This is a genomic window from Myroides sp. LJL119 (assembly GCF_054871605.1).
This window is the reverse complement of sequence record NZ_JBTXLO010000004.1, coordinates 1-22136: the sequence shown is the minus strand read 5'-3', so window position 1 is coordinate 22136 and position 22136 is coordinate 1. Positions and strand designations below refer to the sequence as shown.

13 protein-coding genes are annotated in these 22136 nt (G+C 34.4%); 10 read left to right on the top strand and 3 right to left on the bottom strand.

The window, feature by feature from the left end:
- Window positions 1–2 precede the first annotated feature (2 nt).
- Window positions 3–1991, bottom strand: coding sequence for a urocanate hydratase (locus ACYSNV_RS06460; protein ID WP_461761753.1), 1989 nt, complete (start codon window positions 1989–1991; stop codon window positions 3–5).
- Between the two features lie 228 nt (window positions 1992–2219).
- On the opposite strand from ACYSNV_RS06460, the gene ACYSNV_RS06455 reads away from it, so the two are divergent.
- From ACYSNV_RS06455 to hemL, 3 genes are read left to right on the top strand one after another with little or no spacing between them, the layout of a single operon-like run.
- Window positions 2220–3104, top strand: coding sequence for a 1-aminocyclopropane-1-carboxylate deaminase/D-cysteine desulfhydrase (locus ACYSNV_RS06455; protein WP_461761958.1), 885 nt, complete (start codon window positions 2220–2222; stop codon window positions 3102–3104).
- Between the two features lie 3 nt (window positions 3105–3107).
- Complete coding sequence (locus tag ACYSNV_RS06450) at window positions 3108–4058, top strand: glucosaminidase domain-containing protein (protein ID WP_461761752.1); 951 nt, start codon at window positions 3108–3110, stop codon at window positions 4056–4058.
- 2 nt (window positions 4059–4060) lie between these two features.
- Window positions 4061–5356, top strand: coding sequence for a glutamate-1-semialdehyde 2,1-aminomutase (hemL, locus tag ACYSNV_RS06445; protein ID WP_461761751.1), 1296 nt, complete (start codon window positions 4061–4063; stop codon window positions 5354–5356).
- A gap of 82 nt (window positions 5357–5438) precedes the next feature.
- On the opposite strand, the gene ACYSNV_RS06440 is transcribed toward hemL, so the two are convergent.
- Complete coding sequence (locus ACYSNV_RS06440) at window positions 5439–6038, bottom strand: ribonuclease HII (RefSeq protein WP_461761750.1); 600 nt, start codon at window positions 6036–6038, stop codon at window positions 5439–5441.
- Window positions 6039–6491: 453 nt separating this feature from the next.
- Here ACYSNV_RS06440 and ACYSNV_RS06435 point away from each other — a divergent pair, with 453 nt between their 5' ends.
- From ACYSNV_RS06435 to ACYSNV_RS06415, 5 genes are all read left to right on the top strand, one after another.
- Window positions 6492–9617, top strand: coding sequence for a SusC/RagA family TonB-linked outer membrane protein (locus ACYSNV_RS06435; RefSeq protein WP_461761749.1), 3126 nt, complete (start codon window positions 6492–6494; stop codon window positions 9615–9617).
- Between the two features lie 5 nt (window positions 9618–9622).
- Window positions 9623–11347 carry a SusD/RagB family nutrient-binding outer membrane lipoprotein gene (locus ACYSNV_RS06430; protein WP_461761748.1) on the top strand — a complete coding sequence of 575 codons (1725 nt, stop codon included), beginning with the start codon at window positions 9623–9625 and terminating at the stop codon, window positions 11345–11347.
- Between the two features lie 452 nt (window positions 11348–11799).
- Entirely contained in the window at window positions 11800–14994 is a 3195-nt protein-coding gene (locus ACYSNV_RS06425) for a SusC/RagA family TonB-linked outer membrane protein (protein ID WP_461761747.1), read from the top strand.
- Between the two features lie 14 nt (window positions 14995–15008).
- The gene (locus ACYSNV_RS06420; protein WP_461761746.1) at window positions 15009–16481 is read left to right on the top strand and encodes a SusD/RagB family nutrient-binding outer membrane lipoprotein; all 1473 of its coding nucleotides are present in this window, start codon (window positions 15009–15011) and stop codon (window positions 16479–16481) included.
- A 206-nt stretch (window positions 16482–16687) separates the two neighbouring features.
- Complete coding sequence (locus ACYSNV_RS06415; protein ID WP_461761745.1) at window positions 16688–18664, top strand: putative porin; 1977 nt, start codon at window positions 16688–16690, stop codon at window positions 18662–18664.
- Window positions 18665–18700: 36 nt separating this feature from the next.
- Here the strand turns inward: ACYSNV_RS06415 and ACYSNV_RS06410 are convergent, their stop codons facing one another.
- Entirely contained in the window at window positions 18701–20383 is a 1683-nt protein-coding gene (locus tag ACYSNV_RS06410) for a GLPGLI family protein (protein WP_461761744.1), read from the bottom strand.
- A gap of 73 nt (window positions 20384–20456) precedes the next feature.
- On the opposite strand from ACYSNV_RS06410, the gene ACYSNV_RS06405 reads away from it, so the two are divergent.
- Complete coding sequence (locus ACYSNV_RS06405) at window positions 20457–20678, top strand: PspC domain-containing protein (RefSeq protein ID WP_461761743.1); 222 nt, start codon at window positions 20457–20459, stop codon at window positions 20676–20678.
- 174 nt (window positions 20679–20852) lie between these two features.
- Window positions 20853–21995: an acyl-CoA dehydrogenase family protein gene (locus tag ACYSNV_RS06400; RefSeq protein ID WP_461761742.1), complete on the top strand. Its 1143-nt coding sequence runs from the start codon at window positions 20853–20855 to the stop codon at window positions 21993–21995.
- The last annotated feature ends 141 nt before the right edge of the window (window positions 21996–22136 follow it).

The window sequence follows — 22136 nt, the reverse complement described above, 5'->3', positions numbered from 1 at the left end:
TATTATTTAAATAAATTTTCATCTACAATATTAGGTAGGGTAACTTTTAATAACGGTTGTTGTTCCATTGCTCTTTGAATAGCAAAAATAGCTTCTGGATTTCTAGCCCAACTTCTTCGAGCTATCCCGTTGTTAACATCCCAGAATAGCATTGATTCCAGGCGCTTGTCAGCTTCCTTAGTTCCATCAAGAAGCATACCAAAACCTCCATTTATAACCTCTCCCCATCCAACTCCACCGCCATTGTGTATTGACACCCAGGTTGCTCCTCGAAAAGCATCTCCAATAACATTGTGTATTGCCATGTCAGCCGTGTATTTAGATCCATCATATATATTTGAAGTTTCACGATAAGGTGAATCGGTACCTGACACGTCATGATGGTCTCTACCTAAAATGACAGGTCCTATTTCGCGATTCGCGATTGCTTTATTGAAAGCTTTGGCAATTTCGATACGTCCTTGTGCATCTGCATATAGAATTCTAGCTTGTGAACCGACTACCAGTTTGTTTTGTTGAGCACCTTTTATCCATCGGATGTTATCTTGCATTTGCTGTTGAATTTGCTCTGGCGCTTGTTTACTAATTTGTTCTAGGACCTGGCATGCAATCTTGTCAGTTTTAATTAGATCTTCCGGGTTTGATGAAGCACAAACCCATCTAAATGGACCAAAGCCATAATCAAAGCACATTGGGCCCATAATATCTTGCACATAGCTAGGATACTTGAAATCTATTCCATTTTCACTCATTATGTTAGCTCCTGCTCGAGAGGCTTCTAGTAAAAATGCATTTCCATAATCAAAAAAGTAAGTTCCCTTTGCCGTGTGTTTGTTAATAGCGTCAGTTTGTTTTACTAAGGATTTTTGTACATATTTTTTAAATTCTTGTGGATTTTCTGCCATTAGAACGTTAGCCTGATCGAAGCTTAGCCCAACAGGATAATACCCACCTGCCCAAGGATTATGTAAAGATGTTTGATCTGATCCAAGATCTACAAATATGTTTTCTTTGTCAAATCTTTCCCAAACATCCACAATATTTCCAAGGAAAGCAATAGATATTACTTCCTTGTTTTTTTGAGCTTGATTTACACGTTTTACTAACTCATCTAGGTTGTCAATAACCAAATCTACCCATCCCTGAGAATGACGTGTTTGTACGGCCTTTGGATTAACCTCTGCGCATACAGTAATGCAGCCTGCGATGTTACCAGCTTTTGGTTGAGCACCACTCATTCCTCCTAATCCAGATGTAAGAAAAATTTTACCACTTAAATCTTCTTGGTTCTTGGCAATTTTTCGTCCCGCGTTTAAAACTGTAATTGTTGTTCCATGCACGATGCCCTGTGGGCCTATGTACATATAACTACCAGCTGTCATTTGGCCATATTGTGTTACTCCAAGGGCATTGAATTTTTCCCAGTCATCTGGCTTAGAGTAATTTGGAATCATCATTCCATTGGTGACAACTACTCTGGGAGCATTGGGGGAAGAGGGAAATAACCCCATAGGATGACCTGAGTACATGACCAATGTTTGCTCATCAGTCATTTGGGCAAGATATTGCATAGTTAAAAGATACTGAGCCCAATTTGAAAAAACAGCCCCATTGCCGCCATATGTTATTAATTCATCTGGGTGCTGTGCAACGCGAGGATCGAGATTATTTTGAATCATTAACATAATCGCTTTAGCCTGTTGTGAGTTACCAGGATACTCTTTAATATCTCTAGCGTATATTTGGTAATCAGGTTTGAATCTATACATGTAGATTCTTCCATATTTCTCTAGTTCTTGTTTAAACTCTGGGAGTAATATACTATGAAATTCAGAGTCAAAATATCGAAGTGCATTTTTAAGTGCTAATTCTTTTTCTTGGTCGCTAAGGATGTCTTTTCGCTTAGGTGCATGATTAACATTAGGGTCATAAGGTTTTTTTTCTGGTAACTCATTTGGTATTCCTTGAATGATGTATTGCTTAAAAGTCATAATGTTTTGTATTTAATTGGCTTAATTCTTTCGTGTAGTTAACTAAATATGTCTAGTTTTACTTAATTTTGCTACTAGCCGAATATTCTATAGTTATTAGAGTAAGGAAATATAGTAATTATTTAAGTATTTACAATTTAGTAGAACTAAAAATGTACTTACCCAAATAGTTGTAAAAATATATAATAATATAGTTAATACACAAAACTACCCAAAAAAACAATGGAAATATTTGAAAACGATAAGGTCATTAATCAAAAACTCAATTTAGGTTTGAGTAATGGAGTAGAGTTGGTAGTTAAAAGGGAGGACTTATTACATCAAGAAATTTCCGGTAATAAGTTTCGAAAATTAAAATATAATTTATTAGAGGCAAAAGCCCAAGGAATCAATACAGTTTTAACCTTTGGGGGAGCCTATTCGAATCATATTGCCGCTACAGCAGCGAGTTGTAGAATATTAGGGCTTAAATCCATTGGAGTAATACGTGGGCAAGAACTTTCAGGTGTTTATAAACAAAACCCCACTTTGCATAAAGCATCACTGGATGGAATGCACTTTGAGTTTGTTACCAGGTCTGATTATAGATTGAAAGCAGAAAAGTTTTTTTTAGAACGATTAAGAGATAAGTTTGGCGAGTTTTATTTAATACCTGAGGGGGGAAGTAATGAATTAGCTGTTCAAGGGGCACAAGAAATTTTAAAGCCATGTGATCTAGAGTTTAATTATATTTGCTGTGCGGTGGGTACCGGAGGAACATTAGCTGGATTAATAAACTCAAGTGGATCTAATCAAAAGGTTTTAGGTTATCCTGCCTTAAAAGGAGACTTTTTATATGAACAGATAAGACGTTTTACTACTAAGGATAATTGGGATTTAGTTCAGGATTATCATTTTGGAGGTTATGCTAAAGTTAGTAAGGAGTTGCTTTTTTTTATTGACTCTTTTCAAAAAAAGAACGACGTTTTATTAGACCCAATATATACAGGTAAAATGCTTTACGGGATTATGAAAGGAATTGAAAATGGTTTTTTTAAAGACAATAGTAAGATACTAGCAATTCACACTGGGGGATTGCAAGGTTGGAATGATAATATTAAAGGTATACAATAAATAATGGTAAAAAGAGTAATATTCTTTGTTTTTTGTTTAGCACTTCTTAGTAGTTGCGGCTCTAATAAAAATGGATTAACGGGACAAAAAGTGAAATCACAGCGGCTTATTTCTAAAAAAGCCTATAGAGAGGAACTAAAGAAGAAAGAACAAGAGCGTTATCAATATGCGCAACAAGAACTTGCAAATAAGAATAATAGTCAGGAAAAGGCCGCTGGCAAGGAATCTGTAAAAAGTAATAAAACGTCAGATAAAACGGAAGTTTTAACTGCAACCTCACAAGTCAAGGTAACAACTGACTTGATAGCTGATTATATAAATACATATAAAGAAGTAGCAAAACAAAATATGGAACAGCATGGTATTCCCGCAAGTATTACACTAGCGCAAGGGGTGTTAGAGTCAGGATCTGGACAAGGGACTCTGTCAAGAAATGCTAATAACCATTTTGGCATAAAGTGCCATAAGGAATGGGATGGCCCATCTGTTAGACATACTGATGATGCTCCGGATGAATGTTTTAGAAAATATGACTCTCCTGCTGAATCATATAGGGATCATTCCTTATTTTTAACTAGTAGGAGTCGTTATAATTCTTTGTTTGACCTACCTAAAGATGATTATCAAGCATGGGCACATGGATTAAAAAAGGCTGGTTATGCCACCGATCCAAAGTACGCCGAAAAATTAATTAGTTTAATAGAACGTTATTCTTTATATCAGTATGATAAGGAGCTTTTAACTAGTTTGGGTAAAGAGCTAGGTAATTCACAAAAAGTTAGCTCAAGTAATCCAGGTCAGACAAGTTCTAATGCTATTGTTCACATTGTAAAAAAGGGGGATACATTATACTCTATATCTAAGAAATACAATACAAGTGTTTCTCAAGTTCAAAAAAACAATAATTTAAATGGTTCTATGCTCTCAATTGGGCAGGTATTAAAAATAAAATAATTATGTTGTATCAAAGAAGTAGTCAGCTATTTAAGCAAGCCCAACAGGTCATACCCGGCGGAGTCAATTCACCGGTTCGCGCCTTTAATTCAGTCGGGGGTACCCCTATTTTTGTAGAAAGTGCAAAGGGTGCTTATTTATATGATTCGGATGGAAATAAATTGATAGATTATATCAATTCATGGGGGCCGATGATATTAGGACATGCCTATGAACCTGTTGTACAGGCAGTGATTAATAAAGCAAAACTAGGTACTTCTTTTGGAATGCCTACTGAAATAGAAACTAAAATTGCAGAGCTTGCCGTTTCAATGGTGCCGAATATCGATAAAATACGTTTTGTAAATTCGGGAACCGAAGCTTGTATGAGTGCGATTCGTTTAGCTAGAGGCTATACTAAACGCGATAAAATTATCAAATTTAAAGGGTGTTATCATGGTCACTCAGATTCGTTCTTAATTCAAGCCGGTAGTGGAGCTGTAACTTTCGGAGCGCCAAATAGTCCAGGTGTTACCCAAGGGACTGCTAAAGATACGCTTTTGGCTGATTATAATGATCTAAGTAGTGTAGAGCAGTTGTTTTTAGCAAATCAAAATCAGATAGCAGCTATTATCGTCGAACCTGTGGCAGGTAATATGGGCTGTGTGGTGCCTAATGAAGGATTTTTACAAGGATTACGTGATTTATGTGATAAGTATGGTGCTCTTTTAATCTTTGATGAGGTGATGACTGGATTTCGATTGGCCAAAGGTGGGGCTCAAGAGTTATTTAATGTCAAAGCAGATTTGGTTACTTTTGGTAAAGTAATTGGTGGTGGGTTACCCGTAGGTGCTTTTGCTGGATCAACAGCTATTATGGACTATCTAGCGCCTATGGGGCCAGTATACCAAGCGGGAACTTTATCGGGAAATCCTCTTGCCATGGCAGCAGGTCTAACAATGTTGCAAGAAATAAAAAAAGATCCAGATTTATTTGATAGATTATTAGAAAAGACCAATTATTTAAAACAAGGTATCTCCCAGGTTTTAGATAAGTACAAAGTTCAATACACAATTAATCAGGTAGGTTCTATGATGAGTGTGTTTTTTACTAATAAGCCGGTTGTGGATTTTGCCACTGCAAGCTTAGGAGATAATCAAGTTTTCAAGGATTTTTTCCATGGCTTATTAAATCGTGGAATTTACATTGCTCCTTCTTCCTATGAAACTTGGTTTATTACCGATGCTTTGTCTTACCAAGACTTAGATCAAACAATTCACGCCGTAGAAGATTTCTTTAAGGATTATCAAAATAAATAAGCCTCAAGTAGGAAAATTTGGAAAACCCTAATTTATAGTAAGTGATAAATTTTTATATAGCTGTACTAAATTAGGGTTTTTTTTATAATTCTAAAGTTAATTGGTCTGGTAGTAATCGAAAGTTTTTTCGATGATATTTACAAGGGCCATATTTCGCTATTGCCTCTCGATGTTCTTTTGTGGGGTAGCCTTTATTTTTTTTCCAATTATACATTGGAAACTCTTCATGGATCAAATCCATATAATCATCTCTAGTTGTTTTTGCCAAAATGGAAGCTGCCGCTAAAGATAAATATTTCATATCTCCTTTTACAATGCATTGATGCGCTAAGTTTTCAATGGCAGTAAATTTATTTCCATCAACGATTAAAAACTCAGGGGATGGATTTAGTTTTAACACAGATTGAGTCATTGCTTTAATTGAGGCATGTAGAATATTAATCTTCTCTATTGTTTGCTCATTAATATGTGTTACTTGATAGGTTAAGGCCTTTTGTGTTATAATTTCTCGTAGCTCATAACGTAGTTTAGAGGTTATTTTCTTGGAGTCGTTTATAAATTCGTTTTCAAAGTCTAGGGGTAAGATAACTGCTGCGGCAGTTACCGGGCCTGCAATACATCCTCGGCCAGCTTCGTCAGTTCCTGCCTCAAGGGCTAGTCCTGAATAGGTTTTTAGTAGCATTAAATCTAAATTTTAAACAAAGTTATAAATAAAAAAAACTTAAGTGTAGAATTATAATTGAATCTTTTACCACTAGTTTTTTGAAATATGATTAATGGGGCAAAGCGAATATTTTTATATTCTATACATATAGCCAATACTAGTTTATATTAATATGCTTTATTAACAAGTATGTAGGTTTTATGTAAGATTTTGTAATTCAGTACTCTAGTTGTTTTGTATAAAAATTAATTTAAAATTTAACAATATTTTTAATTTGTCAAAAAATTAGCTAATTATTGATTATATGTCTATTGTATTGTTATTTGTTAGAAAATAACGATGCTTATACGGTGTTTTATTAGATATATTTATATGTGAAATTCATTTAAATTTAAAATAACTTAATCTTTAGTTAAAATTAACCTAATATTTTAATTAGATTTGTTACATAACTAATCAATAATTTTTATAATGGAATCAAAGTTTAAGTGGATTATTTTATTATTCCTTACACTATGTACCCAGCTTGGTTTTGCTCAAGGTAAAACATTAACTGGAACCGTAACAGAAGGGGGATTGCCTTTGCCAGGCGTTTCTATTTTACTGGTAGGTACATCAGAAGGAACAATGAGTGATTATGATGGAAACTATTCTATAAATGTTAAAGAAGGCGATGTACTTCAGTTTTCATTTATGGGATTTACGGATGTACTTTATACAGTTGGTGCTGCTAATGTACATAACGTAGCTATGAGCAGTACAGATCAACTTTTAGAAGAAGTTGTAGTAACTGCTTTGGGTATTAAGCGTGAAAAACGCAAATTGGGATATGCATCTCAAGAAGTTAAAGGAGATGAGCTATCAGATGCAGGACAGACAAATGCTCTAAGTGCATTATCTGGAAATGTAGCTGGATTGCAAGTAACAGCTCCTTCTTCAATGGGTGGTTCTTCACGTGTAGTATTACGTGGAGTGAAATCCGTTACAGGAAATAACCGCCCGCTTATCGTAGTGGATGGTGTTCCATTAGATAACTCTAACTTTAATAGTGAAGGTACCCAACGTGGTGGCGGTGGTAGAGATTACGGAGATAGTGCTGGTGATATCAACCCAGATGACATCGAATCAGTAACGGTTTTAAAAGGAGGTACTGCTTCAGCTTTATATGGAAACCGTGGAGGTAATGGGGTAATTCTTTATACCACAAAATCTGCTAAGAACGGACGTACTGATATTGAGGTGAACACTGGTATTACCCTTGAGAGTGTGTATATCATGCCGAAATTACAAAACGAATATGGTGGAGGGTCTTCAACTACTTGGGCTACTCAAAATATTGGTGGAAAAATATATAATATTCCTGCATATGCTGCTGATGAAAGCTGGGGACCAAAATTTGATGGTACAATGTATTTACCATGGAATGCTTTTGATCCTTATTTTGCAGATGATTATATGAAAGAAATAGCTTGGGAGAAATCCAAGCATGATGTTAAAGATTTCTACAATACAGGAGTTACTTCTAATATCTCTGCTGCTGTTGGTAAATCTTTTAAAGATTCAAACATTAGAATGTCATTTGGTAATAATACTACTGAGGGAGTTACACCAAATTCAAAATTACAACGTAATACGTTAAATTTAAATGCTTCAACTCAATTAACAGAAAAGTTTAGAGCTGATGCTAATATTGCTTATGTGCATACAAAAGGTTTTAATAGACCTGATACAGGATATGGAGATAATTCATTTGGGAAGCAGTTTTTTCAATGGTCACAAAGACAATTAGATTATAATGCTCTTAAATCATACATCAATCCTGAGACAGGAGAGCAAAGAACTTGGAATAGAACTTCATGGAATAATCCAACTCCTAAATATTCTGATAACCCTTATTGGACAGCTCATCAAAATACGTCTCAAGATGTTAGAACACGTACTTATGGTAATGTGAAACTAACTTATAATTTTGCAGATAATTTATATGCAGTTGGAACGGTTTATGGAGATAGCTATAGCTTGACTATCGAAGATAGAGTAGCCATAGGATCTCAAGCAATGCCTAGTTACTCTATTCAAAAGCGTAATGTTTCTGAGTATAACTACGAGGGACGTGTGCATTTTGATGATCACTTTGGTGATTTTGGGGTTAACGCATTTGTTGGTATCAATAGAAGTGAAAAACGCCGTGATTATTTATACGGTGAGACTGTTGGAGGTTTAAGATTACCTGATTTTTATAACCTTTCAAATAGTGTTGAGAATGCAAAGGCGTCTAATCAGATGACACATTCTAGAACAAATAGTATTTTTGGGTCAGTTGGAATTAACTACCAAGAGTATTTATTTTTAGAAGGAACTGTACGTACAGATTGGTTCTCTACCGTAAAAAAATCTGTTACATATCCATCGGTTACAGGAACTTTCCTTTTCTCTCATTTATTACCTGATTTAGATTGGTTAAGTTTTGGTAAGTTAAGATTAGGATGGGCTCAAGTAGGTAATGATACAGATGCTTATAGAACTTCTGATTATTACGCTGTAGATACGCCTTTTTTAAGCGATCCTAGATATTATATTACTTCTACTAGAAACAATCCTAATTTACGTCCTGAGTTAATGACAACAAAAGAAATAGGATTAGAGGCAGCGTTTTTAAACAATAGAATTGCTTTTGAAACTTCTTATTACCAAATTAAAACAACTGACTTAATTACTCGTGTTAAGTATGACGCGGGAACTGGTTACCAGTATGAGTGGAAAAATGCTGGAGATATGACAAATAAAGGTATTGAAGCAACTGTTGTTTTGAAACCAATTTTGACAGAAGATTTTTCATGGGATATTACTTGGAACTTTGCAAAGAATAAAAACGAATTGAATCGTTTAGCGGAAGGGGTAAGTGCAGTTACTATTGTAACAGCTCCTTTTAACGTAGCTTTAGAAGCCAGAGTAGGTGAGCCATATGGACAGATTTATGGTAAAGATTTCGTATATGACGATAATGGAAATAAAGTTATTGATGCTAATGGATTATATAAAGCTTCAGAAGTTAAAGGTTTAGGTTCTTATTTACCAGATTACAACATGGGTATTAGAAACAGCTTTAAATACAAAAACTTCCGTTTAAGTGCATTAATTGATATTCAAAAAGGTGGTAAGTATTTCTCTACTTCTCATATGTTTGGAACATATTCAGGATTATTGACAAATACTACAGATAACAATATTCGTGAAACGGGAATTGTTTTAGATGGTGTTACAGAAGATGGTCAGAAAAATACTACTGTTGTTAGTGCAACAGCTTGGGCTAAAGCTCACCAAACAACTGTAGATGCGCAAAACGTTTTTGATGCTGACTACATTAAATTAAGAGATGTAACTATTGGTTACGACTTACCTAAGAAGGCGCTTGGTTCATTTTTCTCTGAGATTTCTATTTCTTTATATGCTAGAAACTTATTTACTTGGGGATTAGATTGGAAAGGTATGGATCCAGAGATGGCTTCTTATGGAAGTGGAAACATTCAAGCTATTGAAGGAGGTTCAAACCCTTCTACAAGATCTTACGGAATGAATGTTAAATTTAAATTCTAAGAAAAATGAAAAAATTAATATATTCTTTAGCAATAGTTTCATTCCTTTCGGTAATGACAAGCTGTGATAAAGATTTAGAAGAGATCAATGTTGATCCAAATAATCCCGTAAACGTTCCTACCTCAGGTTTGTTTAACTCTGCAAATAAATATTTTGTAGATAATACAAGAGGGGGATTTCCTTCGGGACGTATGTTACTTCCTTTTGCACAGATGTCTTCTCAACGTGAATATAATGAAGAGGAGCGTTATGCAATTCGTGTAGGAACAAATAATAACTACTATAATGCTGTTCAATTAGCAGTAAGAAGATATAAGTCAATCATTGAGGTTTGTGAGGACCCAGAATTATCTGGTAAATGGGCTGGTGTATATGGTGATATACAAAATCAGATTGCCGCCGCTCGTATCATGATTGCTTATGCTCAATTGCAATTAGTAGGTACTTATGGAGATGTTTCTTATTATTCTTATGGTTCTGATGATCCAGATTTTCAAGGACAATCAAAAGGGGACGATATTGAATATTCTACTCCGGTATTTGCTCCTCAAGATAAAATCTATAAAGATTTAATGAAGGAGTTAAAAGAAGCTGCTGAACAAATTAACTTAGCGGATTCTAAGGTTATGGAAGGAGATCATATTTTCGGTACTCCAGAAAAAATGCAACGTTTTGCTAACTCTTTACGTTTACGTATAGCAAACCGTGTTAAGCATGTTATACCAGAGGCACAAGCTCATATTGATGACGCTATTGCAAGTGGTGTAATGCAGAGTAATGATGATAACGTTGGATTAACTTACGAAAATAATTCAATTAATCCAGCTCCTTGGTACAAAGATGCCTTTGTAGGAAATAGAAATGATTTCTCTCCTGCAGATACCTTCTTGAATTTAGTTAAGGGTGAGACAGGACCTTTTGGTGTGGATCCAAGACTATATGTTTTTGCGGCTCCTTATACTAATGTGTTGTATTATACAGAAAACAAAAAAATTCCTATTAGTCAACCTGTAGCTTTTTATACCGGTGGTATGGCTGATAAAGTTGATGATAATGGGAAGGTTATTTTGAACCCTGATGGAACAGCACAAAAAGTTGCGTTGCGTACTATTCAAGCAGCCGATTACGATAACTATTACTCTGTTGATAGTTTATATCTTTACAGAGGAGCACCTTATGGTATTGGTTCTGCTGACTCTCAAGTTCAAGGTAGTTTAGCTTCTCAATTTGGATCTTATATTTATAAGGCTAATTATACTGAGATAATGATGGAGTATGCAGAGGTAGAGTTTTTATTATCTGAGAATAAAGGATGGGACGATAGTCACTATAAAAATGGTGTTAGAGCTTCCATGGAAAAATTCGGAATTGAAAGTGCTAAGATAGATGCATATATTAATACGCTTCCAGCAGCGAATCAGGAGACGGTAATAAGTCAAAAGTACATTAGTTTGTTTTTACAACCAGAAGAGGCTTGGGCAGAATACCGTCGTACAGGATATCCGAACACTTTAATTTTACCTGGACAAACTGGAAAAACAATCGGAACTGCGCAAACGCCTTCTGTAGATTATGTTTTCAAACCAGCCATCGTAATTAAGGGAATCCCGCAAAGGATGAATTATCCAACAGACCTACAATCATTAAACAAGGATAACTTAGAAAAAGCTATTTCTAAACTTGAAGATGGGGATACAATGGATAGTCCACTTATTTTTACAAAAAAATAGTAAATAGTTTACTACTTTTTACATAACAACTAGCCTAGCTTTTTTTATAAAGCTAGGCTTCGTTGTTTTATATTTCAGCGGTAGTGCTTATAATCTATTAATGGGCAGATTTTTTTAGTAATGTAGTGGTTCAAGAATAGATTTTTAGCGTTTATTCATTTTTTTGAGGGATGATTTTGACCTATTTTGGCTTTATAATATGTTATTTTTTTACTTTTATTAGTGAAAATTTTAATATTAAGATTATTATTTGTATTTTGATTTTCTTTTTAAATTTTTATCTGATTATTTAATTATTAACGTTATTATTTTGTAAATGGATAGTTAATGGATCTTTTTACTGCATATAAAATATGTTAAGAAAACCTTAGAAGCCCCGGGTACACTGAGATTTTTGATTTTGTTTAGAATAAAATGGTACTTTTGTTAAAATAACTAATCAAAAATTTTACATGAGATCAAAGTACAATTGGTTCTTGAGCCTTGTGCTTGCATTGTTCGTGCAAGTGGCCTTCGCTCAAGAAAGAGTTCTTACGGGAGTTGTACAGGAAGATGGCTTCCCACTTCCTGGGGTAACCGTGATGATCGAGGGTACAAATGAAGGTACTCAAACCGATCTTGACGGTAATTATTCTATCAAAGTAAAAACTGGAGATACTCTAGTTTTCAGCTTTATAGGATTAAAAGAAGAGAAACGTAAAGTAGGTGCTAACACTACTTTAGACGTTACTATGTCAGCTGATTTAACGCAACTTGATGAGGTTGTAGTTACTGCAATGGGTATTAAGCGTAGTGCTAAAGCGCTTGGATACGCAACGCAGGAGTTAAAAGCAGACGATATTAACAAAACTAACAACAGTAGTTTATCTGGTGCATTACAAGGTAAATTAGCTGGTGTTCAGATTACTCCATCTTCAGGAGCACCTGGAGCATCTTCGCAAATCGTAATTCGTGGCGCGAGATCTTTCACAGGGAACAATACACCTTTATACGTTGTTGACGGAATGCCAATTGAATCAACTGCACCTTTTTCTACTGGAAATAGTGTGAGTGGTGCTGATATTGCTAACCGTGGTGTAGATATTGATCCAAGTGATATCTTAACAATCAACGTGTTAAAAGGACAGGCAGCATCTGCACTATACGGGATTCGTGCATCTAATGGTGTTGTTGTTATTACTACACGTAGTGGAAAGGGAATGGCAGAGGGTAAGCCTGTAATTTCTTTTACAAACAGTACTAGTTTTGAAACTATTTCTAAAAAACCATCTACGCAAAACATTTATGCTCAGGGAACTGGTGGTAAATTTGATCCTTTTGGTTCTATGTCTTGGGGACCAAAAATTTCAGATTTACCAAATGATCCAAAATATGGAGGGAATGTAGCTAATGATTTAAACGGTGGTGTTTTAAGAGAAGGGTACTACTATGTACCTCAAAGAGCTCAAGCTGGATTAGATCCATGGGTTAAACCTGGAATTTATGACAATATCGATGCTTATTTTAAAACTGGTCATACAGTGAACAATAACTTTAGTATTAGTCAAAACACTGGTAAAACTACATATTCTTTTGGTATTGGTAACTCTACACAAGAGGGGATCATGCCAGGTACTGATATGAAACGTACCAATGTTAAGTTAGCGGCAGAGACTAAATTAAGTGATCAGTGGACAACTGGTTTTAGTGGAAATTTCGTATCTAGTGATATTAATAAAGCGTCTTCAGCGAATAATTCAGTACTTCCAGGGGTGTATGGAGCACCAGTAAGTTACGATCAAGCTGGGATTCCATTTCATACAACTATAAGTCCTTACCAACAAACACATTTTAGAGCTGGATCGTTCAATAACCCATATTGGGCTGCAGAAAATAATGAATTTAGCGAAAATACAAATCGTTTCTTTGGTAGTGCTAACGTGGCTTACGCGCCAGAGATTAGTGCTGATGGTTCTAAGAATTTGACTGTTCGTTTTCAAGGTGGTTTAGATAATTACACTACACATTACCGCGATATTTATGAGTATGGTTCTGGATTAGCTAATGCAGGTGTTTTAGATGGATCAACTTCTAATGTTAACCTTTACGGAATAACACATTCAGTTTGGAATACTTTATTAACGGTTAACTACGATATGTATCTAGGAGATGATCTTAGATTTGATATCATGGTTGGTAATGAGTTTAATGAGAATGATTCAAAGGGATATAATGATTACGGTGGAAACCTTAACTTTGGTGGTTGGCCAACAATAGCAAATGCTGTTGATGTAACTTCTGAGGAATCGCGTCGTCGTAAGAGAACTGTAGGTTTTTTCTCTAATATGGGATTAACATACAAAGACATGTTGTTTTTAAATGCAACTGTTCGTCGTGATGTAGTGTCATCTATGCCACGAAATAATAGAACCTTTACTTATCCATCTGTATCTTTAGGTTTCGTATTTACGGAATTAGAAGGGTTAAAAAATAATTCAATTTTAAGCTTTGGTAAACTTCGTGCTTCTTATGCTGAAGTTGGACAAGCAGGAGATTATTACTTAGATTACTATGTTAAGCCTTCTTACGGTGGTGGATTCTGGAGTAACTCTCCAGTGTTATATCCTGTAGGTGGATCAATGTCATATATTGCTAGTAGCACTATTTATGACCCTAATTTAAAACCTCAGAATACTAAATCATTTGAGTTTGGTGGAGATTTCCGTTTCTTTAATAATCGTTACGGAATTGATTATACTTTTGCTAGACAAGATGTTAAAGATCAGATTTTTGCAGTGCCATTAGCTGCTTCAACTGGTGCTTCTCAAATGATTACAAATGGTGGTAAGATCCATACAAATTCGCATGAAATTACTGCATTTGCTAACCCTGTTAGCACAGCAGATTGGAACTGGACTGTTAACGTGAATTTTGCTAAAACAGATTCTTATGTGGACGAGTTAAAAGAGGGTGTTAGTAATATTATGTTAGGAGGATTTGTTACTCCTCAAATTAGAGCTAGTATTGGTGATCGTTTCCCTGTTATCTACGGAGAAAGTTTTAAAAGAGATCCAAATGGAAACATTATAGTAGACGAGAATGGTTTACCAGTGATTGGTGAAACTAAGGCTTTAGGGGAAGTTTCTCCTAAGTTTATCTTAGGTGGTTCTACAAGTGTTTCTTATAAAAACTGGAACTTAAGTGCTACAGTTGAGTGGAAAAATGGAGGAAAAATGTACAGTGGATCTAACATGGGTATGATGCTTTATGGTACAGATTCAAGTACAGCTGATAGAGAGACAGCGTTTGTGTTTGACGGAGTTCAACAATTAGCAGACGGTAGTTTTGAAAAAAATACAGTTGTTATTGATGGAAGTAATAGACAAGCTTTAGAAAACAGATTAAGTAATATTACGGAAAATGTAGTTTACGATGCGAGTTTTGTGAAGTTAAGAGATTTAAGTTTAGGGTATACTTTTGAAGAGATTTGGAATGATAAAATAAATTTAAGATTATCTGCTTTTGCTCGTAATATACTGTTATGGTCAAAATTACCTAATTTAGACCCAGAGGCTACACAAGGAAACAACAATATGAGTGGTGGTTTTGAGCACTATTCAATTCCTCAAGCTAAGAGTATAGGTTTCTCTGTTAACGTAACATTTTAATTAAGAAAGGAAAGATGAAAAGAGTAAAATATTTATTATTAGGACTTGTTGCATCCGCTTTTGTTTTCCAATCTTGTTCAGAGGACAAAATGGATGACATTAATAAAGATCATAACAATCCGCAATATGTAGAAGCAAAATATATCATCACAGACATGATGGTAAAATCAGCCTTTTCTGTAACTGGTTCTGATTTGGCTTTCTACACTTCAATTTATACTGAATTGTTAGGTGGAGCGTGGGCTCAAATGTATAATGCACAAGTTAGAGAAGGAGAGCCTGTTTTGGCTTCAACTTACAATAACTCATGGCGAACTATTTATGCTAATTTAAGAAACCTTAACCAGGTTATTGAAAAATGTAGCACAGGTGGAGCTGAAGAAGGAAATTATCATACACTTGGTATGGGGCAAGTTTTAAAGGCTTACAATTTAGCTGTTTTAACTGACTTATTTGGTGATGTTCCTTATTCAGAGGCTTTGGATGTTAATAATTCAGAAGCTCCTTTAGATAAGCAAGAAGCAATTTATGCTGAAATATTTAGCTTATTAGATCAAGCAATTGAGAACTTAGGAAAAAGTACTGTATATCCTTCTTTAGGAGGACAGGATGTAATTTATGCTGGAAATGTTTCCAAATGGACTAAGGTTGCTTATGGTTTAAAAGCTCGTTATATGATGCGTTTGTCTCACGTACAACCTGATTATGCGGGAGTGTTAGAGAATGTACAGAAGTCTTTTAATAGTACTTCAGATGAGTTTATGATGCAAGATCCTAAAGTACCTTATCCATTTTATACTTTTGCAGTACAACGTAAAGGATTGTATTCATCTCAAACATATTATAACGTAATGGTTGAGAATAATCCTGACGATCCACGTATCAAAGATTATTTTGTTCCACTAGTGGAGAAAGATAAAGATGGTAATATAATTAGCTCAGAAGTAGTATTATTAGATGCATCTAAAGATATTACTCAAAGTACAGGAGCATATTCTCCATTTGGAGTTTCTAATACAGCTAATGTAAATAATGCTAGTAATGCGATCTATATGCTAAGCCTACATGAATTAAAATTCTTAGAGGCTGAAGCTTATGCACGTATGTCAAACCAAGTTGAGGCTATTAATTCATTAAAAGAAGGTATACAACTTGCGCTTAACAAAAGACAAACATTAACTTATCCAAGTTATACATATCCAGTAGACGAGTCCCTGACAGGAAAGGACTTGTTGAAGAAAATTGCTCAAGCTAAATATATTGCATTTAACGAAGTTGAAGCAATAGAGGCTTATAACGACATTCGTCGTTGGAAAGCTATGGGAGATGAGTTTATTCCATTACGCTATCCAGATGTAAATAAGTTCCCATTGCGTTTGACTTATGGTCAAGATGACGTGGTGAGTAACTCATTTGTAAAAGCAGCTTTCGGAGATGGAACTTATGTTTATTCTGAAAATGTTTGGTGGGCAGGTGGAACTAGATAGTTCTATTTGTATCATTATATAATTTAATAAAAAAGGTCATACAATTTGTATGGCCTTTTTTTATGGGCGTAACTTTGAGACCCTTACAAAAACACGCCGTTACGTGTAGCGGTGATATAAGGTTTTTCTAGGTTTTCTAATATAGAGTGTCGGATATATTACTTTTATTAAAAAATAGATTTAACTTTGTGGAAATTTATTTTTATATGCATAAGTATCTGGCAATAATAGCTATGTTGTTTTGTTTTGGTGTTCAAGGACAAATAAGTCAGAGTGTAAACGGACAATTATTTGAAAATGGAGAACAAGAGCCCAAGAAAGAGAGAGAGCATAAGAGTCTTCGTAATGTTAGAAAAAGGGATTCGATTGCACCGATTAAAGATTACAAAATTATATCGATCAATAATGACACAATTGTTGTTGATACAGCCTTAAGTATTAATAAGTTTTATACTTATAATTATCTTCGTAAAGACAATTTTGGATTGCTAGCTTTTAATAACGTAGGACAGACCTACAATACATTAAAGTTTAATCCTCATATAAAAGAATTATTTCCCGACTTTGGTTTTAGAGGTAAGCAGTTTGGTTATATGCAAATAGAGGATATAAAGTATTATCATGTTCCAACACCCTATACAGATTTGTATTACAAATCAGTAATGAAGCAAGGTCAGAATCTTGATGCATTTATTACGATGAACACTAGCGAAAATTTCAACTTCTCGATAGGTTATAAGGGACTTCGTTCCGTGGGACGCTATATTAATGAACTCAGTTCCACAGGTAACTTTCGATTTGGCTCAAGTTATCAGAGTCCAAATAAAAAGTATTTACTGCGTGCTCATTTTACAGCACAGGACTTTACAAATGGTCAAAACGGTGGTATTGTTGATCTGGATTTATTTAAGACCAGCGAAAAACCATATAATAAGAGAGAACGTTTAAATGTATATTTTCGCGATGTGGAAACAGTCCTGAAAGGTAATAGAGTTTTTTTAAATCATCAATACCAGTTAAATAACTCGTTTGCTAATGGATTGCTATTAACCCATGAGTTTGTTTATGAGTCTAAATTTTTCGAGTTTAATCAAGCCGATATTAATAGTGCATATGATGATACCTATCGTTTTGGTAATGCTTTTCAAAGCACTATAAATAACAAAACAAGGTATAATAAGTTTTTTAATAAAATTGGAGCCGCTTTTAACTCAGCAGAGTTTGGTAGAGTTGAAGTTTTTGCTGATTTTCACCACCACAAGTATCACTACAAAAGTATTACTCATATAGGCCAGAGTATTATTCCAGATAATTTACAAAGAGATATTACTTTATTTGGAGGAAAATACGCTTATAAGAAAAATAACCTGAAGGCTTATGCAATGATAAGTGGATCTTTGACAAACGATAAAACTAGTAGTCTGCAAGTAGGAGTAACTTATAATTTTATGGAGAATTGGTCTGTAGATGCCTCTTTTAATAGAGTTAATCGTTTGGGGGATTTGAGCTTTTATTTATTTCAAAGTGATTACGTAAGTTATAATTGGAATAATGATTTTAAAAATGAAAAATTAACCGGCTTAGAAGCGACTCTTAAAACCCCTTATTTTATTTTAACGGGTATGTATCAACGTTTAGACGATAAGTTATATTTTTCAAACGATAATCCAATTTATAACGAGTTTGGTATTGCCCAGCAGTTAATCACTACACCAAAGCAGTATGACAAGTCCATAGATTACTTATCCTTTCAGATAGCTAAAGATTTGAAATTTGGTAAATTTGGCTTAGATAATACTATTTTATATCAAAATGTTAAGCAAGCGGATTACATTGTAAATGTCCCTGCATTTACCACGCGAAATACTTTATATTATACCGATGCCTTTTTTGATAAAGCCTTAAAGTTTCAAACAGGAATTAGCTTTAAGTATTTTTCTAAGTACAAGGCCAATGATTACAATCCTTTATTAGGATCTTTCTTTGTTCAAGATAGAGTAGAGATTGGGGATTACCCGGTTTTTGACTTTTTTATAGATATGAAAATACGTACTGCTAAAATATTTTTGATTTTAGAGCATTTCAATTCTAGCTTTACAGGTTATAATTATTATAGCGCGCCGAATTACCCATATAGGGATTTTACATTGCGTTTTGGAATATCTTGGAATTTTTTCACATAGTAAAACAGGCCATAAGGCCTGTTTTTGTTATCATACTTATGAGCCAAATAGCACAGCTGATGTACACCAGAAGCTCTGACTATTTCCCTCCGGTAATCCCATAGGTATTTTTAAAGTAATCTTGTGTTTTCCTTTTTTTAGATCGCCAATAGGTATCCAAATAGGCGTAGTTATTGTGCCCGGACACCAATTAGATCTACTTAAATCTGAGGAAGAAAGACCATTAGCGAAATTTCCCGAAACAGGATTATAAGAACGATAACTGGCGCAATCTGCCCTCCAAGGAAAGTAATTGATTAGATTAACATTGTTTAAGTAGATACTGTTGATTTTAGGATTGAATTCATCGCCATTTGCCCAACCACCATGTCCGGTTGTTGTGAATCGTAATTGCGCATTTTCTAAGTCTTTATCTAATTCAAACTCTACTTGTAGACCTTCGGGGTCTGCAAACATTGTAGGATATGCTTGTCCTGCCATTTCTAGTACATTTGTAGTGTTGAAAAGTGGTATTATGGTATTGAATATTGTTGTATTAACCATCGAGGGGTGAATATCAATATTGGCTGAAACCTTATGTCCTCCTTTATCATAATTACCTATAAAAATGGCTATGTACTGCTCTTGGTTTGAAAGTAAGGTTGCGTATTCAGTGATGTCTTGTTTGTAAGTGGCCTTTTCTTGCCATTGGTTTTCCAAGAATTCTATTTTATTGTAATGTTTTATTCCAAAAGGTGTAAAAAAGCGCATTAGTTCAACTATCGGTTCATACCTTGAGGTAAGGATCATTCCTTGGTAGTTTTTATTATTTTTGTCTTTATAAAGTGGTAAATTAGAAAGTTCTTGATTTTGAAGAACATCCAGAATATTGATCTCTTTTTTGGTTGGGATTATAAAAACACTTCCTGTGCGATCATAAGCATCTCCATTAGATGTTTGTTCAACGTTCAGAAATATTTGGCTACCTGGTTTGATTTCAGGGAAACTTACTTTTTTAACCACAACTGTTCCATGTGCTAATCGAATAACTTTTTGATCTTGTTGCAAGTCAGGATCAAAGTTGATTATTTGATTTTCAAATAATTCAATTCGTGTAAATCTACTATTGTGTAGTTTTCTGTCAAATTCATTTTTGGAAACATTGGTTATTTGGTTGAAATCTATTAAGGATGGGATGTCATTTTTTGGGGATTGAGAGATTGTGTTAGCTATAATGGTTTGTGTTCCATTTCGATCTAACTCTAAAACAAGACCTAAATTGGCACCTATAAGATTTGGTCCACCTTTAAATTGTGTTTGAGTAGTATACCAAATGGTATATGTATTTGAATTCACAGAGATTGTTGCTTTTTTACAGGTATAACCTTGGATTTGTTTTGTTTGTGGGTGTAATTGGTAATCGCTGTAAGGATTATCTAAACTGGTAGAAATGGTTTGTTGTTTATTTAGAAATGCTAGGCTTAATATTTCATTTTCTTTCCAGTTTACTAAAGTCTGTAAAAACGGATAGCTACTATCTTGTTTTTGCAATTGGCCTTTTGTTAATATGTAAAAGGAGCTGGGATCCGAGAGTAATACAATAGGATTTTGTTCTAAATTAAGTTGATTGTTATTATAGGTTAGATACTCTACCAGTAGTGTAGAATTTTGTTGTTTGCTTGAGCTATAACACATGGTTACAAATAAGAGCAGACAAAGTAAAGGTTGTTTAAATTTCATATTTAGTTTGATTACTTAGGACAGTAATATATTAATTATTATTTGTATTTTCGTAAGGAATATACAGTATGAAATGATTAATAATCTTCGCTATTTTTTTGAGAAATATGGCTTTAAAGTTTCTTCACGTGTAGGCGAGCGTTTAGGTATTAAAGCTACACGTATTCGCTTGTTTTTTATTTATCTGTCCTTTTTTACTTTAGGATTAGCTTTTGCTTTGTATCTTACTTTAGCTTTTTTAGCAAAAATAAAAGACTTGATTTATACAAAGAGATCCTCCGTTTTTGATTTATAGAATCTATAGAAATATTACTTATAATTCCAGCTTAAATAGGATAGGATTTTAGTATGTATAGAGTAAACAAGGTGTTTAATTTCTCTGCTAATTTGCTTCACGTTACTTTAATTGTGGAATATATTTAATTTAATTAGTTTATATTTGAATTAAACGAATTTAAAACTTGTACTTATGAATTTTGAATACAATGAAACCCAATCGATGATTGCCCAATCTATTCGCACTTTTGCAGAGCAACATATCCGTCCTTATATTATGGAATGGGATGAAGCTCAGATTTTTCCAGTTGAGTTATTTAAAAGACTTGGAGAAATGGGATATATGGGTGTTTTGGTGCCACAAGAGTATGGAGGGAGTGAATTAGGTTATCATGAATATATTACTATAATAGAAGAGATTTCTAAGGTTGATTCCTCAATAGGTCTCTCCGTTGCAGCTCACAACTCTTTATGTACAAATCATATATTAGAATTTGCAAATGACCAACAAAAAAAGCGTTGGTTACCTAAGTTGGCAACAGGACAATGGATTGGAGCTTGGGGTTTAACAGAACACAATACAGGATCTGATGCTGGGGGTATGAATACTACAGCTGTTAAGGATGGGGATTCTTGGATTTTAAATGGAGCTAAGAATTTTATCACTCATGCTATTTCAGGAGATGTAGCAGTAGTAATTGTGCGTACCGGAGAAAAGGGCGATTCCCATGGGATGACGGCATTTGTAGTTGAAAAAGGAACCCCTGGATTTACAAGTGGTAAAAAAGAGAATAAGTTAGGAATGCGAGCTTCGGAAACTGCTGAATTAATTTTCGATAACTGTCGTGTATCTGATGAGAATCGTTTAGGAAAAGTAGGAGAAGGTTTTATTCAGGCTATGAAAGTTTTAGATGGAGGGCGTATTTCTATTGGCGCATTATCTTTAGGTATATCTAAAGGAGCCTATCAAGCGGCTTTAAAATACTCAAAAGAACGTGTTCAATTTGGAAAGCCTATATGTGATTTCCAAGCTATAGGCTTTAAACTAGCTGACATGGCAACAGAAATAGAAGCTTCAGAATTACTACTACATAAGGCCGCTTATTTGAAAAATAATAATAAGCCTGTTACAAAACTAGGAGCTATGGCTAAAATGTACGCCTCGGAGGTTTGTGTGAAGGTTTCGACAGAGGCTATTCAAATCCATGGCGGTTACGGGTATACTAAAGATTTTCCTGTAGAGAAATTTTACAGAGATTCTAAATTATGTACCATTGGTGAGGGAACTACAGAAATTCAAAAACTTGTTATTTCTAGAAATATTTTGAAGGAATAGATTTTCCTAAGGTTTGTCTAGTCCTGAAATAACGATACAGGATTAATATTATAAAATTACATAAAAAATAGTAGTAGACTTTAGTTTGCTACTATTTTTTTATACCCTTTAAATACCCGATTTTTCGTAACAAACATTTGA